At 61.6% G+C, this 16673-nt stretch carries 15 protein-coding genes; 8 read left to right on the forward strand and 7 right to left on the reverse strand.

Features of this window, described 5'->3' with window-relative positions; translation table 11 throughout:
- Nucleotide 1 precedes the first annotated feature (1 nt).
- Entirely contained in the window at nt 2–883 is an 882-nt protein-coding gene (locus V5E99_RS07370) for a LysR substrate-binding domain-containing protein (protein WP_499801848.1), read from the reverse strand.
- Nucleotides 884–1042: 159 nt separating this feature from the next.
- Between V5E99_RS07370 and V5E99_RS07375 the strand changes: the two genes are divergently transcribed.
- The 6 genes from V5E99_RS07375 to V5E99_RS07400 all read left to right on the forward strand — a co-directional run bounded on the left by V5E99_RS07375 (nt 1043) and on the right by V5E99_RS07400 (nt 8454).
- Nucleotides 1043–2680: a 5-guanidino-2-oxopentanoate decarboxylase gene (locus tag V5E99_RS07375; RefSeq protein ID WP_499801849.1), complete on the forward strand. Its 1638-nt coding sequence runs from the start codon at nt 1043–1045 to the stop codon at nt 2678–2680.
- Nucleotides 2677–4125 carry an aldehyde dehydrogenase family protein gene (locus V5E99_RS07380; protein ID WP_499801850.1) on the forward strand — a complete coding sequence of 483 codons (1449 nt, stop codon included), beginning with the start codon at nt 2677–2679 and terminating at the stop codon, nt 4123–4125. Before V5E99_RS07375 ends, V5E99_RS07380 begins: the two co-directional genes overlap by 4 nt.
- Nucleotides 4126–4343: 218 nt before the next feature.
- Complete coding sequence (locus V5E99_RS07385; protein WP_499801851.1) at nt 4344–5447, forward strand: ABC transporter substrate-binding protein; 1104 nt, start codon at nt 4344–4346, stop codon at nt 5445–5447.
- 179 nt (nt 5448–5626) lie between these two features.
- The gene (locus V5E99_RS07390) at nt 5627–6538 is read left to right on the forward strand and encodes an ABC transporter permease (RefSeq protein ID WP_499801852.1); all 912 of its coding nucleotides are present in this window, start codon (nt 5627–5629) and stop codon (nt 6536–6538) included.
- Nucleotides 6535–7383 (forward strand): ABC transporter permease, encoded by an 849-nt coding sequence (locus V5E99_RS07395; RefSeq protein WP_499801853.1) that lies wholly within the window; start codon nt 6535–6537, stop codon nt 7381–7383. Before V5E99_RS07390 ends, V5E99_RS07395 begins: the two co-directional genes overlap by 4 nt.
- A 15-nt stretch (nt 7384–7398) precedes the next feature.
- On the forward strand, nt 7399–8454 hold the full coding sequence (locus V5E99_RS07400; protein WP_499801854.1) for an ABC transporter ATP-binding protein: 1056 nt from the start codon (nt 7399–7401) through the stop codon (nt 8452–8454).
- Nucleotides 8455–8564: 110 nt separating this feature from the next.
- Here the strand turns inward: V5E99_RS07400 and V5E99_RS07405 are convergent, their stop codons facing one another.
- Nucleotides 8565–9494, reverse strand: a complete 930-nt coding sequence (locus V5E99_RS07405) for an AraC family transcriptional regulator (RefSeq protein WP_499801855.1) — start codon at nt 9492–9494, stop codon at nt 8565–8567.
- Nucleotides 9495–9828: 334 nt separating this feature from the next.
- On the opposite strand from V5E99_RS07405, the gene V5E99_RS07410 reads away from it, so the two are divergent.
- Nucleotides 9829–10182, forward strand: a complete 354-nt coding sequence (locus tag V5E99_RS07410) for a putative quinol monooxygenase (RefSeq protein WP_499801856.1) — start codon at nt 9829–9831, stop codon at nt 10180–10182.
- 41 nt (nt 10183–10223) lie between these two features.
- Nucleotides 10224–10454 carry a hypothetical protein gene (locus tag V5E99_RS07415; RefSeq protein WP_083375873.1) on the forward strand — a complete coding sequence of 77 codons (231 nt, stop codon included), beginning with the start codon at nt 10224–10226 and terminating at the stop codon, nt 10452–10454.
- Nucleotide 10455: 1 nt separating this feature from the next.
- Here V5E99_RS07415 and V5E99_RS07420 read toward each other — a convergent pair whose 3' ends face one another.
- From V5E99_RS07420 to V5E99_RS07440, 5 genes are all read right to left on the reverse strand, one after another.
- Entirely contained in the window at nt 10456–11085 is a 630-nt protein-coding gene (locus V5E99_RS07420; protein ID WP_499801857.1) for a flavin reductase family protein, read from the reverse strand.
- Nucleotides 11086–11301: 216 nt separating this feature from the next.
- Nucleotides 11302–11535 carry a hypothetical protein gene (locus V5E99_RS07425; RefSeq protein ID WP_499801858.1) on the reverse strand — a complete coding sequence of 78 codons (234 nt, stop codon included), beginning with the start codon at nt 11533–11535 and terminating at the stop codon, nt 11302–11304.
- A gap of 432 nt (nt 11536–11967) precedes the next feature.
- Entirely contained in the window at nt 11968–13290 is a 1323-nt protein-coding gene (locus tag V5E99_RS07430) for an MFS transporter (protein ID WP_499801859.1), read from the reverse strand.
- Between the two features lie 247 nt (nt 13291–13537).
- Nucleotides 13538–14869 (reverse strand): sigma-54-dependent transcriptional regulator, encoded by a 1332-nt coding sequence (locus tag V5E99_RS07435; RefSeq protein ID WP_499801860.1) that lies wholly within the window; start codon nt 14867–14869, stop codon nt 13538–13540.
- The gene (locus tag V5E99_RS07440; protein WP_499801861.1) at nt 14863–16629 is read right to left on the reverse strand and encodes a sensor histidine kinase; all 1767 of its coding nucleotides are present in this window, start codon (nt 16627–16629) and stop codon (nt 14863–14865) included. The genes V5E99_RS07435 and V5E99_RS07440 overlap by 7 nt, the downstream gene beginning before the upstream one ends.
- Nucleotides 16630–16673 lie beyond the last annotated feature (44 nt).

Genomic DNA, 16673 nt, shown 5'->3' on the forward strand with positions numbered 1-16673 from the left:
TTTATCGAGCTTGAGCCTGTTCCACCAACCATCCCAACAATTCCTGCAACTTCGGCGAAGGTGTGGGCTTCTGCGGCAATACCAGGTAATAGCCCAACCCGGTTTTCACCTTCAATTCAAACGGCATGACCAGCCGCCCGGCGCTCAGGTCATCGCCGATCAGCGACCAATCGCCAATCGCTACCCCCGTCCCTTGGGACGCCATCGACATCGCCAGATCCAGAGTCTCGAAGTGCTGACCCTTGCCGACATTGCTCAACTGAATATCCGCCGTGGCCAGCCAGGCTTTCCAGTCGCGTTCGTCGCGGGTGGGGTGCAGCAGCATGTGTTGTTCCAGATCCTGCGGTGTGTGCAGTGGCACTGGACCATCGAGCAACGGCCGGGAACAGACCGGCGTCAGTTGCTCATCGAAGAGCCGGTGGGACGTCAGCGAGGTGTCCGGCGGCACGCCGTAGATCACCGCCGCATCGAACTGCTCACGGTGAAAATCCACGCCGTGGCGCACGGTGGTGGTCAGCTCCACCGGCACGTCGGGGCGTTCCTTTTGCCATTGCATCAGGCGCGGCAGCAACCAGCGCATCACGCAAGTCGGTGCCTTGAGTTGCAGGGTTTCGCGCTTGGCGCCGATCTGTTCCACCGCCTCGCCGATCAGGCCGAAAATCTGCTGCACCCGTGGCAGCCATTCCCGTCCTTCAGTCGTCAAATCGAGGCCCCGGGCCTGGCGAATGAACAACTCATAACCCAGATGATCTTCCAGCCCGGCGATCTGGCGACTCACCGCGCCCTGGGTGATGTGCAACTGCTCGGCGGCCCGGGTGAAGTTGCAACACTGGGCGGTGATCAGAAAAGTGTGCAGGGCGGGCAGGGGAGGCAGTCGTTTCATGAGGACCCAAGGTATGACGTGAGGACATGGCTAGTATGACTTTTTATCCATTGTTGCGGCTACGTGTCGCCCGTTCCAATGAGGCCATCCCTGGGCTTGCCTTCGCATCATAAACACTGCGCAGGCCCGGCGTCTCAAACGAACAAGAAGGGCAAAGACATGGCGACGTGCGGCGAAGTATTGGTCAAGTTACTCGAAGACTACGGGGTCGAGCAGGTGTTCGGCATTCCCGGGGTGCACACCGTTGAGCTGTATCGCGGGCTGGCCCGTTCGAGCATCAACCACGTTACGCCGCGTCACGAACAGGGCGCCGGTTTCATGGCCGACGGCTATGCGCGCACCAGCGGCAAACCCGGTGTGTGCTTCATCATCACCGGCCCGGGCATGACCAACATCACCACGGCGATGGGCCAGGCCTATGCCGACTCGATCCCGATGCTGGTGATCTCCAGCGTGCAGATCCGCAACCAGTTGGGCGGTGGACGCGGCAAGCTGCACGAGCTGCCGAACCAGAGCGCATTGGTCGGTGGCGTCGCTGCGTTCTCCCACACTCTGATGTCAGCGTCGGAATTGCCGGGCGTATTGGCCCGTGCGTTCGCGCTGTTCCAGGCCGGGCGCCCGCGTCCGGTGCACATCGAAATTCCGTTGGACGTGCTGGTCGAAGAGGCTGACGACTTGCTGACCAGTGTCCCGGTCAACATCGACCGCGCCGGTGCCGCGCCGACCGCCGTGTCGCGCATGACCGAACTGCTGGCGGGGGCCAAGCGCCCATTGATCCTGGCCGGTGGCGGCGCCATCGAAGCCGCTGCTGAACTGACTGAGCTGGCTGAGTTGCTCGCCGCGCCGGTCGCGCTGACGATCAATGCCAAAGGCCTGCTGGAATCCAATCACCCGCTGCTGATCGGTTCGACCCAAAGCCTGGTCGCCACTCGCGCCCTGGTCGCCGAGGCCGACGTGGTACTGGCCATCGGCACTGAACTGGCCGAGACCGATTACGACGTGACCTTCGCCGGCGGCTTCGAAATCCCCGGCAAACTGCTGCGCGTCGACATCGACCCGGACCAGACCGTGCGCAACTACCCGCCGCACGTAGCGCTGGTATCCGACTCGCGCAACGCCGCGCAAGCCTTGCTCAGCGCGCTGTCCCACAAGTCCCTGGCCGAGCGCCGCAACGATTGGGGCCAGGTACGTGCCGCCCGTTTGCGTGAAGAGTTGGCCGCGACCTGGGATGCCCCAACATTGGCCCAGACCCGTTTCCTCGAAACCGTGCTGCACGAATTGCCGGACGCAGTATTCGTCGGCGATTCGACCCAACCGGTGTACACCGGCAACCTGACCTTCAACCCCGAACGTCCACGCCGCTGGTTCAACTCGTCCACCGGTTACGGCACCCTCGGTTACGCCTTGCCGGCAGCGATTGGCGCCTGGCTCGGCGGCAGCGTCGAGGGCGGGTCGCGGCCGCCGGTGGTGTGCCTGATCGGCGATGGCGGCCTGCAATTCACCCTGCCGGAACTGGCCAGCGCCGTGGAAGCGCGCACGCCGGTGATCGTGCTGCTGTGGAATAACCAGGGCTACGAAGAGATCAAGAAATACATGGTCAACCGCGCCATCGAACCGGTGGGCGTGGACATCTACACCCCGGACTTTATCGGTGTGGCCAAGGCCCTGGGTTGCGCCGCCGAAGCGGTCAACGGCGTTGAGCAACTGCGCAGCGCATTGCGTGCGGCCACGGATCGTCAGGGCCCGACCCTGATTGAAATCGATCAGACCCAGTGGATGAAGGCGGTGTCGAAATGAGTTTTCCAACCACGCTGGACGGCCTGTACATCAACGGCCAATGGTCCGCCGGCCAGGAACATTTGCGGGTAATCAACCCGGCGACCGAAGCGCTGCTCACCACGGTGAACGGCGGTGATGCACACGCCGTCGATCAAGCCGTCAACGCCGCGACCATCGCCTTTAAGGACTGGTCGAAAACCACCGGCACCGAGCGCGGCGCGATCCTGCGCCGGATCGCCGCTGGTGTGGCGGCAGGCCGCGAACAATTGATGCACTTGCAGTCGAGCAACAACGGCAAACCCCTGTTCGAAGCGGCCATCGATGTCGATGACGTGATCGCTACGTTCGAGTACTACGCCGGTCTGGCTGAAGGCCTCGACGCCAAGCAGGACAGCACCGTCGAGCTGCCAAGTGACGACTTCAGCGCTCGCCTGCGCCGTGAACCGTGCGGCGTGGTCGGGCTGATCGTGCCGTGGAATTTCCCGATGGTCACCACCGCGTGGAAACTCGCCCCGGCCCTGGCTGCCGGCTGCTGCGTGGTGCTCAAACCGTCGGAAGTCACGCCGCTGCCGGAGCTGGAACTGGCCACGATCATTGCCGAGGCCGGTTTGCCCAACGGCGTGTTCAACCTGGTCTGCGGCACGGGGCTGGCGGTTGGTGCGCCACTGTCGTCCGACCCGCGTATCGCCAAAATCTCTTTCACCGGCAGCAATGCGGTGGGCGTCCAGGTGATGCAGCGCGCCGCCGAAACCGTGAAGGGCGTGAGCCTGGAACTGGGCGGTAAATCCTCGCTGTTGGTGCTCAAAGACGCCGACGTCGAACTGGCGGTGGAAGTCGCGTGTGGCGGTGGTTTCTTCAATGCCGGGCAGATGTGTTCCGCCACCAGTCGCGTGCTGGTCGCCGATGAACTGGCGGACGAGTTCCTGATCCGTTTGCAGGCCCGCGCCGAAGCGATTCGCGTGGCCGACCCGTTTGACCCGAATGTGGAAATGGGCGCACTGGTCAATCAGGCGCAATACCAGCGTGTGCTCGGCCACATCGATCGCGGTCTGAGTGCCGGCGCCAAGCTGATTTGCGGTGGCAATCGTCCCGCCGAACTCACCCGCGGATATTTTTTGCAGCCGACGATTTTCACCGAAGTGCCCCTCGACAGTGCGCTGTGGTGTGAAGAGATTTTCGGCCCGGTGATCTGCGTGCGCAGTTTCGCCTCCGAAGCCGAGGCGATTGCCCTGGCCAACGACAGCCAGTTTGGTCTGGTGGCCAGCGTGGTCAGCGGTGATGCCGAAGCGGCGGATCGGGTCGCCAACGCCTTGCAGGCGGGCCTGGTGTGGATCAACGCGCCGCAAGTGATCTTTCCGCAGACCGCGTGGGGTGGCTACAAACAGAGCAGCCTCGGCCGCGAGTTGGGGCCATGGGGTTTGCAGGCGTTCCAGGAAATCAAACACGTGATTCGGGCGGTGTAGACGCTCGAAAAAGGTGAGCGCATGCCTCGTTCTGAGGCATGCGCCAGCGTCATGGCTTCAATGAGTTTTTATCGATAGTCAGGTGTTTTGCACGACCTCAGGATGAACCCGTCGGCTCAGCTCAAGTCCTTTGAAACCGGGGGCTTGAAGCTGATCTGGCCGCGCGGATGCAACGGTTGCGACCAACCTCATACTTAAAAAAACAAAGGGAGTCCTTCATGGGCCAGCATGATCTGAACAGGCGTCAATTCATCAAAACCGTGGGCGTGGCGTCGGTCGCTGCGGCGGCCATGAGCATGCCCTTCATCCGGGCCAACGCCAGCGACACCCGCTTCCAGGGCAAGACCCTGCGTTTGCTCACCTGGTCCGATGACACCGGGCTGGCGGCACTGCGCAACATCGCCGCGACGTTCGAGGCCAAGTACGGCTGCAAGGTCATCGCTGACCGCACCGGCAGTACCTCGGAAATGGTCGCCAAACTCAAGGCCGGTGGTGATCGTCCGCAGTACGACGTCATCACCCTGGCCGGCGTCGGCGCCGAAGGCCTGGCCGCCGCCGACTTGCTGGAAAAACCCGACCTCAACCGCATCCCCAACCTGGTGGACGTGCCGGAGAAATACCGCACGGGCGCCAACGGTCACGGCATCGGTTACCTGCTGTGGTGCAACAGCCTGGTCTACAGCACCCGCACCCAGAAGGAAGCGCCGGACAGTTACGCCGCGCTGTGGGATGCCGATCTGGCGCCGAACATCTTCCTGCCGCCGCCGAACTGGACCGAAGCGATGGACCTGATCATCATCGCCGCCAAACTGGCCGGTGGTGACGAACACAACATTGAGCCGGGCTTCAAGAAACTCGCCGAGTTGAAGGAGCGCGTGGTCACTCTGGGCGAAAATCCGAACCAGATTGCCGAGCTGTTCCGCACCGGTTCCCTGGACATGGGCGGCCTGTACGCTCCGGCGTTTTTCCCGAAGCAGATCCGTGATCCGAACTACGGTCTCGGCGCTACCTTCGGCATGAAGGAAGGCTTCTACACCGACCTGATGCTCTCGGTGATGCCGAAGAATCGCCCGGGCGACACCGACCTGGCCTACGCCTTCATCAACCACTCCCTGGACCCGTTGGTGCAGGGCAAAATGGCCGAAGACATCTACAACGGCCCGGTCAACGCCAAGGCGATCATCTCCGCCGAAGCGCGCAAGAGCCCGTACATCCTCACGCCAGAGCAGATTGCCGACAAGGCGATCATGCACGACAACGCCTTCCTGGCCACCGTGCATGACCAATGGATTCGTCGCTACACGGAAATCTTTTCTTCCTGATCTGCGCCTGACTGAAGGAACCCGAATCCCCCGGTAGGAGCTGCCGAAGGCTGCGATCTTTTGATCTTGATGTGGCTTGGAAAAGATCAAGATCAAAAGATCGCAGCCTTCGGAAGCTCCTACCGGGGGGCGGGTTAGCACTTCAGCGCAATTGATCTTCCATTGACGAGACCTTTGCTATGGAACACCAACCCCATCTGACTCATCCGGTCGCCGCCGCGCCAGCGCCTTCGCGCCGGGGTGTGTCGCCGACCGCACGCGCATGGCTTTTCCTCTCGCCGTCGATGCTGTTTCTCGGCGTGCTGATTGCCGCGAGCCTGCTGGTGCTGCGCATGAGCGTCGGCACCAAAGGCGCGGAATGGACCGGGTTCAGCCTGGCCAGTTACGCGCAGTTGCTGGAGCCCTACTACCTCAAATCCCTGATGCTGACCCTGCGCCTGGCGCTGTTCAGCGCGGTGATCGCGGTGTTGCTGGCGATCCCGGTGGCTTACACCATGTCGCGGCTGACCTCGCCGTTTATCCGGCGGATCTTCCTCGCGGCGGTGCTGCTGCCGCTGCTGGTCAACCTGCTGCTGCAAAGCTACGGCTGGCTGGTGATTCTCGGCCCCGCCGGGATGCTCAATCAGGCGCTGCTGGGCCTGGGCCTGATCAAGCGCCCGATCATGCTGCTGTACAACCAGAACGGCGTGTTGATGGGCCTGGTGCAAACCGCATTCCCGCTGGCCGTGCTGCCGATTGCCAGCGCCATGCGCGGCGTTGCGCGCACCTATGAAGAAGCCGCCGCGACCCTCGGCGCCAGTCGTTTCCAGGTGTTCCGCCAGGTTGTGTTGCCGATGAGTTTGCCGGGGATCATCACCGGTGCAACGTTGGTGTTCGCCTACAACGCCAGCAGTTTTGTGGTGCCTTTGCTGCTTGGCGGCCGTCGCGTGCCGATGCTGGCGGTGATGGTGCATGACCAGATCGCCCCACTGATGAACTGGCCCGCCGCGTCCGCTGCCGGGGTGGTGCTGATTGTCACGACGCTGGCGATCATGACCTTGTCCGAATACATCACGGGCCGTCGTCGGCGCATGCTGGAGGCTTCGCAATGAGTACGTTGACCAAGAAACGTTATGGCCTGTTGCCGGGCGAAACCGGCAAGTTTGCCGGCATCCTGTCGGGCTTCATTCTGTTGCTGGCGGTGTTGCCGATCCTGACGATGATCGTGATGTCGTTCAGCGGCGCGTCGAACCTCGACTTCCCGCCCAGCAGCTATAGCCTGCAATGGTATCGCGCCGCCTGGCACACCTTTGTCTCGCCGGACGCCAGCGATGTGCTGAGCCTGGGCAAAGCCATGACCACCAGCCTGATGGTGGCGTGCCTGACCATGGTCTTCGCCACGATCATCGCGGTGCCGGCGGCGTACGCACTGACCCGTTGCGAGTTCCGTGGCAAAGCCGTGGCCCTGCAATTGATGTCGCTGCCGTTGGTGTTCCCGATGGTGGTGTTGGGCCTGGCGCTGCTGCTGGTGTTCGACAGCCTGCCGTTCCAGATGACCACCTCGCGACTGGTGATTGCCCACGTGATCCTGGCGCTGCCCTTCGTGGTGAAAAACTGCACGGCGGCGATGTTGTCGATTGGCAGCGAAGTCGAAGAGGCCGCGCAAATGCTCGGCGCCTCGCCGACCCGGGCGATTGTCGATGTGGTGGTGCCGTTGATGAAATCGGGGATTCTGGCGGGAGCGCTGCTGGCATTTATCGTCTCGTTCAACGAATTCACCGTGACCTATTTCCTCTACACCATCGATGTCATGACCGTGCCGATCTGGATGTACAGCCGCACCGTGTCATCCCTCGACCCTACCGTTTTCTCGTTTGCCGTGCTGATCGTGCTGATCGACTTCGTCCTGATTTGGGCGCTGGAGAAGCTGGTCGGTGAAGGTGGCGTTTCGTTCTGATTCTTGAGGTGATTTATGTCTGGTCTGATTCTGGAAAACGTCGAGAAACACTACGGCTCGGCCTGCGCGGTAAAGGATGTAAACCTGCATTTGCCCGAGGGCAAACTGGTGTGTTTCCTCGGCCCGTCGGGCTGCGGCAAAACCACGTTGCTGCGGATGATCGCCGGGCTTGAAACCCTGTCCGGCGGCGAGATTCGCCTGGATGGCGAAGACATCGGCCACACTCCGGCGCACTTGCGTAACTTCGGCATGGTGTTTCAATCCCTGGCGCTGTTTCCGCACATGACGGTGGGGGAGAACATCGCTTACCCGCTGAAACTGCGTGGCGTGAGCAAGGCGGATCAGCAGGCGCGGGTGGTGGAGTTGCTGGAACTGATTCAACTCAAGGAAATGATTGATCGTCCGGTGGCCAAGCTTTCCGGCGGTCAACGTCAGCGCGTGGCGATTGCCCGGGCGATTGCCTCGCGGCCGAAAATCCTGCTGCTCGATGAGCCGCTGTCGGCGCTGGATGCGAAGTTACGTGAGTCGATGCAGGTGGAAATCCGTCAACTGCAACAACGGCTGAACATCACCACGATCATGGTCACCCACGATCAGCGCGAGGCGATGACCATGGCCGATATCGTCGTGGTGTTGGGCGAGCACAAGGTGCAACAGGTGGGCACGCCGATTGAGATCTACCGGCATCCGGCCAATGAATTTGTCGCGGACTTTATCGGCTCGGGCAACATCTTCCCGGCCACCGCGTTGGGTAATGGCAAGGTTGGTTTGCCCGGTGGTGATGCGCTGGAAGTGCCGATCTGCAGCAGCATTGTGGTGGGCGAGAAAGTGAAAATGCTGATTCGCCCGGAAGACCTGCAACTGTCGCAACCGCAGGCCACGGCGGGGAATCGCTTGTTGGGCAAGGTGACGTTTGTGCGGGACATCGGCGCGACGATTGAAACCACGGTGGAATGTTCCGGGGTGTCGTTTACCGCGCTGAGCACGCCGTGTCAGGGGTTTGGGTTGAGCATTGGCAATCCGGTGTCGGTGACATTGCCGGCGGAGGCTTGCCGCGTACTCAGCGCCTGACTCCAACCCTGTAGGAGCGAGGCTTGCCCGCGATGAACGATGACGCGGTAGACCGGATACACCGCATCAAGCCAATCGCGGGCAAGCCTTGCTCCTACAGGACGGCGGCGCTATACGGTTAACCGCAACCGCGCCAGATCCCTTAACGGCGGCGCGCCGAACAAGCGGCTGTACTCCCGGCTGAACTGCGACGGGCTTTCATACCCCACCCGATACCCCGCCGCCGACGCTTCCAGCCCTTCGGCCAGCATCAAGCGCCGGGCTTCCTGCAAGCGCAGTTGCTTCTGATATTGCAACGGACTCATCGCCGTCATCGCCTTGAAGCGGTGATGCAGGGTCGACACGCTCAGGTTTACTTCCTTCGCCAAATCATCGATGCGCAGCGGTTGTTCATAGTGACCGTTGAGCCATTTGATCGCCTGGCTGACGCGGTGGCTCTGGCTGTTGGCGATGGCGATTTCATACAGGCGATGGCCCTGCTGGCTGCGCAACAGGCGATAAAGAATCTCCCGGCGAATCAACGGCGCGAGCATGGCGATGTCTTTCGGGGTGTCGAGCAAACGGGCCAGGCGCAGCACGGCGTCGAGCATCGCGGCGTCCAGTTTTTCCACATACAAGCCACGCCCGGTGGGCCGGGTGGGCACGCCCATGGGGCCGGCGTCGGCGATCAGCGCGGTGATTTCCGCCGGGTCGATGTCCAGGCGTATGGCGAGAATCGGTTCTTCGGACGTGATGGTCACCACGCGACCGCTCACCGGCATCGACACCGACACCACCAGGTAATTGAGCGGGTCGTAGGTGAAGACCTCATCGACCAGCCGAACTTCCTTGCGCCCCTGGGCCATGATGCACAGCGCCGGTTGTGCCAGCCCCGGAGAAAACTGGTGGGTTTGACTGTAGCGAGACATGAACAGCGAGCCGACGGCGGTGGCGTAATTGCCATCCTCCGTCGTGTTGCGGCGGATGATCGCGGCCAGTTCCTCGCGCTGTTTCTCCATGTCGGCGTCCAGCGGGGCTTCAAAGTGATCGAGCGACGACATGCGGGGCTCCTCGGTGAGGCGTTGTGGATGGGCAGAGCTTAAGTTTGTGCAATCGACAGCGGTAGACACATCCTGCCTGATGCTTGCCTGATTCTGCATGGGGTTATTTCGCGGCGTTGCCGCAGCCGTATTGCCGGGCTGAAACTTGCTTGAAACCGTTGTGTCATCTCTCGGACACGTCTAAGCCGTTGATTCAGGGCGATTTGGCGATACTCGCAGGATTGTGCAACAAGCCGGCAGGAATCGACTAACGGCACTCCCCGCGCGCCGCCTAACCTTTGATCCTGTCGCAGCCCGCCCCTGGCTGCCACGCAACTCCTTGGGAGGGTTGAACATGTCTATGCAGATCCCCGTCAGTCACATGGCCTTCGTCCGCGCCCGCGCCGGGCGTTCGGCGGAACTCGGCGCACGCCTGAGCGCGTTGATCGAGCCGTCACGCTCCGCCAGCGGTTGCCTGAGCTTTGCCCTGCAACATTCACAATGCGATCCCGATTTGTGGCTGGTGTCCGGTTTCTGGACACATCAACAAGCCATGACCGCGTACTTCAGCACCCCCGCCATGCAGATTTTTGCCGACCTGGTGCAGGACCTGGTGGTCAACAGCCTGGATTTCCACACCTTCAAGGATGTTTCGGCCGCCCAGGCCCTCGGTCAGTCGAAGGCGCAGGTACACAAACTGGTCGGTTGAGGGTTTAATGGCTCCATTCTCAATTAGCCAGGATCTGCGACATGGCACGCAAAGCCTTTGATCATTTCGAAGCGGTTTCCGCTGTAGTACCGGGCGAAGGTGGTTACCACGCCGCGATCGCCGTCAAAGCCATCGGTGGCACCGGGGCGCCACGTTTTCATAAAGTGCTGGAAGGGCAAATCTTCAAGACGGCCAACGAGGCTGACCTGGCCGCCGCCAAAGAGCTGACCCGCCTCAAAGACGTCAAAGAAGACGCAGACCTGCTCTGGTAAGTTATTTTTTCGCCCCCGGGCGATACATTTTGAACAATGCCTCTGGTCCCAACTGAAAGTAATCCGCTGGCCCGCCGCCGCGCAGAATCGGTTCTGCCGCGGCGGTGTCGTACACCCCATCCTTCAACAGCCACTTGGCGATATGCACGGCGACCACTTCGCCGAGAATCAGCCAGCTCGGCACCACGTTCCCGTCCGCGCGTTGCAACTGAATGATCTGCGTGACCTTGCATTCGAAGGACACCGGGCTTTCGGCGACCCGTGGCACCTGGATGATGGTCGACGCGACTGGCGTAAGCCCGGCCAGTTCGAATTCGTTGGTTTCCGGTGGAACCATGGCGCAGCTCTGGTTCATCTGCTCGGCCAGTGGCCGGGTCGCGAGGTTCCAGGCGAATTCGCCGGTCTGCTCGATGTTGTTGAGGCTGTCTTTGCGTCCGACGCTGGAAAAACCAATGATCGGCGGAATGTAGTTGAACGCGTTGAAAAAGCTATAGGGCGCCAGGTTCAGATGCCCGTTGGCGTCCTGTGAGGAGATCCAGCCGATGTGACGCGGGCCGACGATGGCGTTGAACGGGTCATGGGGCAGGCCGTGGCCGTTGGCGGGTTCGTAGTAGTGGATGTCGTCGGGCATGCGCGGATTCCTGGCGGGGGTTCGAGTGAACGCCATAGTGCAAGTGCCGGCAGGTAAATTCCAGTGTCTGGGCGGCCGCCAAAAGATCGCAACCTGCGGCAGCTCCTACGGGGGGACGTAAACCTGTAGGAGCTGCCGCAGGCTGCGATCTTTTGATCTTCCCCCCAGAAATGACTAAGCCCGGCCGAAGCCGGGCTGTTCAATCCCTCCAGCCCGTTAACCGATAGCACCCGCTGTGCCGGTTTTATCAAAGCCGTCGGCGGCAATCGCGCCAGCGGTACCGGTATGGTCAAAACCATCCGAGGCGACAGCGGACGAGTGGGTGTACTCGACGGCCGCCGTGGCTCCAGAGATGAAGTCCGACGTACCGGTTTTGTCGGAACCATCGGCGGCGTAGGTGTTGGCGGCCAGTACGGATAGGGCCAGGGCGAGGAACAGTTGGGTTTTCATGTCAGTGACTCCAGTTCATTAAAGTTGATTTGAATCTGCAACTTAATGCTAGAAAGTATCGATTAATTCGATGTTAAGGCCGTCAAGCTTTGTCGTTTTCACGACTGGAACGGACGCAAGGCAATTAATCGATCAGGCAGGGTCAGGGTGTATTCCGGGCATTAACCGGTGATTAATCTGCCGGCGTGCCTGCATGACAGTTTTTTCATGGAATCACCCGATCCACAGGCCGACAGCGTTTTGGCGGCTTGTGATTGATATACGTGCGTCACGGGGGAATGGATGCGTTCGGCGCAATTGAAAAGATCGCAGCCTTCGGCAGATCCTACAGATGCAGGTTGACCTGTAGGAGCTGCCGAAGGCTGCGATCTTGGCGGACTATCCGACACCTTGCGCGCAAAGGCCTTGCACCTTTGCGCGTTTTTCAGGGGGTCAGTCCGTCTCGATCCGCGAATGCTTGCGGGTGTCTTTCATGGTCACGTACACCAGCAGCGACACCGCAATACATGCGGTGACATACCAGTAGTAACCGGTTTCCATGCCGATGCTCTTGAACCACAGCGCAATGTATTCAGCGGTGCCGCCGAAGATCGAAACGGTCAGCGCATACGGTAGGCCCACGCCCAGTGCACGAATTTCGGTCGGGAACAGTTCGGCTTTGACCACCGCGTTGATCGAGGTGTAGCCGCTGACGATGATCAGCGCCGCCATGATCAGGAAGAACGCGCCCCACCAGCTCTGGATGGTGTGCAGGGCGGTCAGGATCGGCACGGTGAACAGGGTGCCGAGTACGCCGAAGGCAATCAGGATCGGCCGACGACCGACTTTATCCGACAGCCCGCCAATCAGCGGTTGCAGGCACATGAACAAAAACAGTGTGGCGGCCGAGATGCTGGTGGAGTCGGTGATGCTCATGCCGACGGTGTTCACCAGGTATTTCTGCATGTAGGTGGTGTAGGTGTAGAACGCCAGGGTGCCGCCCATGGTCAGGCCGACCACAGTCATCAGCTCTTTCGGGTGGCGCATCAGCGTGCGCATGGCGCTTTCTTTCTTCTCTTTCTTGACCTTGTTGAACGACTCGGTCTCTTCCATGCCACGACGCAGGTAGAGCGCCACGACCGCACACAGCGCGCCGATGGCGAACGGAATGCGCCAGCCCCAGGCGTACAGTTGTTCGGTGGTCAGCACCTGTTGCAGCACGATCAGCACCGCCAGGGCGATGAGCTGACCGGAGATCAGGGTCACGTACTGGAAGCTGGAATAGAAACCGCGACGTTCCTTGGTCGCCATCTCGCTGAGGTACGTGGCCGAGGTGCCGTACTCGCCACCCACCGACAGGCCTTGCAGCAAGCGCGCGAACACCAGCAGGATCGGCGCACCGATGCCGATGGTTTCATAGTTGGGGCTCAGGGCGATCAGCAGAGAGCCGAAGCACATCAGGTACACCGAGGCCATCAATGCACGTTTACGACCGGCGCGGTCGGCGTAGAGGCCCATCAGCCAGCCACCGATCGGACGCATCAGGAAGCCCACGGCGAAGATCGCCGCTGTGTTCATAAGCTGTGCAGTGGTGGAGCCCGCCGGGAAGAACGACTTTGCGAAGTATAAGGAGAACGCGGCGTAGACGTACCAGTCGTACCACTCGACCATGTTGCCGACGGAGCCGCTGAAGATCGATTTGATCCGGCTGGAGGTGGTTCTTTCTTTGGCAGGCGCGACGGCCGACCCGAGGGGCAGGGCGTTGGAGTTATCCATTGAAGGATCCTTCGTTTAATTGTTTTTGTGGAGCGCGAGTTAACGCAGCCTGCTGGGGCTATAGCAGGAGCTGTGCCAAGGGGCGGAGGGCCGGTTTAGAGGGGGCGGCGGGGTTTGGTGAGCGGAAATCCGCTTATTGGCAGTAAATGGTGAGCGGATAACCGCCGAAAAAGATCGCAGCCTTCGGCAGCTCCTACGCTGATCCCATGTAGGAGCTGCCGAAGGCTGCGATCTTTTGATCTTGATGTTACTCGGGGATAAACATCTCCCGACTCAACCCATGGCGCTGCAGCTTTTCATTGAACGTGCGCCTCGGCAGTTGCAGCTCCTCAAGCACCGCTTTCACATCACCCTTGTGCCGGGTCAGCGCTGCGCGCAGGCAATGGGCTTCGAAGGCTTCCTGCTGTGCCGCCAGCGACTGGCCAGGGTCGATGCCCACCGGTTCTGGCTCACCCAGCCCCAACACCTGACGCTCGGCGACGTTCGCCAGTTCCCGCACATTGCCCGGCCAGTCGTGGCTCAGCAGATGGCTCAATTGCGGGCCGCTCAAGGGCGCAAAGGTCCGGCCCAGACGTTCGGCGGCCTGCTGGGCGAAGGTTTCGAACAACAACGGAATGTCTTCACGGCGTTCGCGCAACGGTGGCAAGCGCAACTCGGCGACGTTCAAGCGATACGCCAAGTCTTCGCGAAAGCGTCCGGCCCGGGCTTCGTCCAGCAGGTCGGGTTTGGTCGCGGCGATGATCCGCAAGTCCACCCGAATGCTCTGGTTCGACCCCAGCCGCTCCAGCTTCTGCTCCTGCAACACCCGCAGCAACTTGACCTGCTGCGCCAACGGCATGCTTTCGATTTCATCGAGAAACAACGTGCCGCCATCGGCGTATTCAAGCTTGCCGATGCGCTTGCCCGATGCACCGGTAAACGCGCCGCTCTCGTGACCGAACAACTCGGCCTCGAACAACTGCTCAGGTATCGCCGCGCAATTCAGTGCGACAAAAGGCTTGTCCGCGCGCGGGCCGAAGTCATGCAGGCAGCGGGCGACCAATTCCTTGCCGCTGCCGGTTTCGCCACGGATCAACACGTTGACCGGCAACGTCGCCAGGTCCAGCACTTGCCGGCGCAGCGTCTGCAAACCTCGGGATACGCCGAGCAGGGTGGCGTCGAGTTTGGCGCGGTTGTCGGCCTGGACGTGCAGGGCGCGGTTTTCCAAAACCAACCGGCGTTTTTCCAGGGCCCGGCGCAAACTGCCGAGCAGGGTTTCCGGGCTGAACGGTTTTTCCAGAAAGTCGTAGGCGCCATCGCGCATGGCCTCGACGGCCATTGGCACATCGCCGTGGCCGGTGAGCAAAATCACCGGCAAGTCGGCATCGCGCCGTTGCACTTCGGCCAGCAGATCCAGGCCGGTCATGCCGGGCATGCGTACGTCGCTGAGGATCACCCCGGGAAAATGCGCCGGCAGTTGCGCCAGGCATTCATCGGCGCGGCTGAACAGTTGCACTTCGAACCCCGACAGGCTCAGCCATTGCTCGACGGCGCTGCGGATGCTGCTTTCGTCGTCGACCACCATCACCGAATTCAGCATGAGACGGGCACCTCCAGGTCGATCGGCAGGGTCAGGGTGAACACCGCGCCATTGTCGTGGTTGCCGGCCGCCAAGCGTCCGCCCGATTCGTGCGCGATGGCGAACGACACCGCCAGCCCCAGGCCCAAACCATCACCCACCGGTTTGGTGGTGAAAAACGGATCGAAGACGTTCGCCAAGTGTTCTTCGGCAATCCCGCCGCCGTTATCGGCGACGGTCAGGCGCCACAATTGCTCATCGGCTTCGAGGCGGATTTCCAGGCGTTTGCAGGGTTTGCTCTGCACGGCGTCGAGGGCGTTGCGCAGCAGGTTGATCAGCACCTGTTCCAGGCGAATCGCATCGCCACGGACCCACGCCGGGCGGGTCAGGTGCAGCACCGTGCTGACGTTTTCGTCCCGCAGGCGCGCGTCGAGCAGTTGCAAGGATTGATCGACCACCGCCGCCAGGTCCAACCGTTCGCGCAAGCCGCTGGGGCTTTTGCGGGCGAAGGTTTTCAGGTGCCCGGTGAGCGCGGCCATGCGCGTGAGCATGTCGTCCACCGGTTTCAGCGCCTTGTAGGCGTCGTCAACCCGGCCGTGATCGAGCAGCAACCTCAGCGTTGCAAGCTGCATGCGCTGGGCGGTCAATGGCTGGTTGATCTCGTGGGCCAGCGCCGCCGACATCTGCCCCAGCGCCGCGAGTTTGGCCGATTGCACCAAACCGTCCTGGGCGGTGCGCAGGGCGCGGGTGCGTTCTTCCACCAGTTGTTCGAGTTCTTCGCGGCTGCGCTGGCGCATTTTCGCCAGGCGCCAGCGTTGGTTGAGGAACAGCAACAGAAACACCACCGCCAGCCACAACCCGGCGGCGGCAAGGCCAGCGTTGCGGCTGTCTTCGAAAGCGATTTGCGGCCGCCGCAACAGGTGCAGCGTCCAGCCTTCGGCGGGCAGCGGCAGGGATTCCCAGAGGTAATCCGCCGTACCGTCGGGGCCCTCGACCCGGGCCAGGTCACTGTTGTCGTCGAAGCGCCGTTTCGATTGATAGGCCAGCGGCGTCAGTGGTTGCTTGTCGTATTGGCGGGTGGCTTTGAGCTCGGCGTGATCGCCGTCGCTCAGCGGTTTTAAGGTGCGATAGCGCCAGCCTGGCTGGTTGGCGATAAAAATAATCCCGCGAGCATCACTGACCAGCAGGGTGTCCGTGCCCTGACGCCATTCGCGCTCAAGCTCGGGGAATTCGAGTTTCACCACCATGGCGCCGAGGAACTCGCCGTTGTCGCGGGTCACCGCACTGGACAGGAAGTAACCGGGAATGCCGCTGGTCACGCCCACCGCGTAAAAACGCCCGGTGCCCTGGGTGCGGGTCTGGCTGAAGTAGGGACGAAAACCGTAGTTGTGGCCGACGTAACTGCTGGGCAAACGCCAATTGCTGGCGGCCACGGCCAGGCCGGTGTGATCGAGCAATTCCAGGGTCGAGGACTGCGCGGCGCCGTTGATCTTTTCCAGTTTGCGGTTCAGCAAGTCCTGCTGCTCGGGGCTCACCGCGCCATCCAGGGCCGAACGCAGTTCCGGGTCCAGCGCCAGCACGGCGGGCAGGGCGCGGTAGCGGTCGATCAAGGTGTGCAGGGAGTTGGCGTACAACGCCAGTTGCTGATTGGCGCGGGCGGCGTCTTCTTCCAGGGCCTGGCGCTCGGCGTGGTGCATGGCCAGCCCGGCGGCGATGACTGCGCCGGCAACGATCAGCAGGGTGTACAACGACAGACGCAGGGTACGGGAAGTCGCAAGCATGGCGAAGTAAACAGTCAGCAATACGGGTGCGCACCATAGCATGC

Source organism: Janthinobacterium sp. LPB2021202312-11-4 (genome assembly GCF_037049705.1).
In the GTDB taxonomy this organism is placed as follows: Bacteria; Pseudomonadota; Gammaproteobacteria; order Pseudomonadales; family Pseudomonadaceae; genus Aquipseudomonas.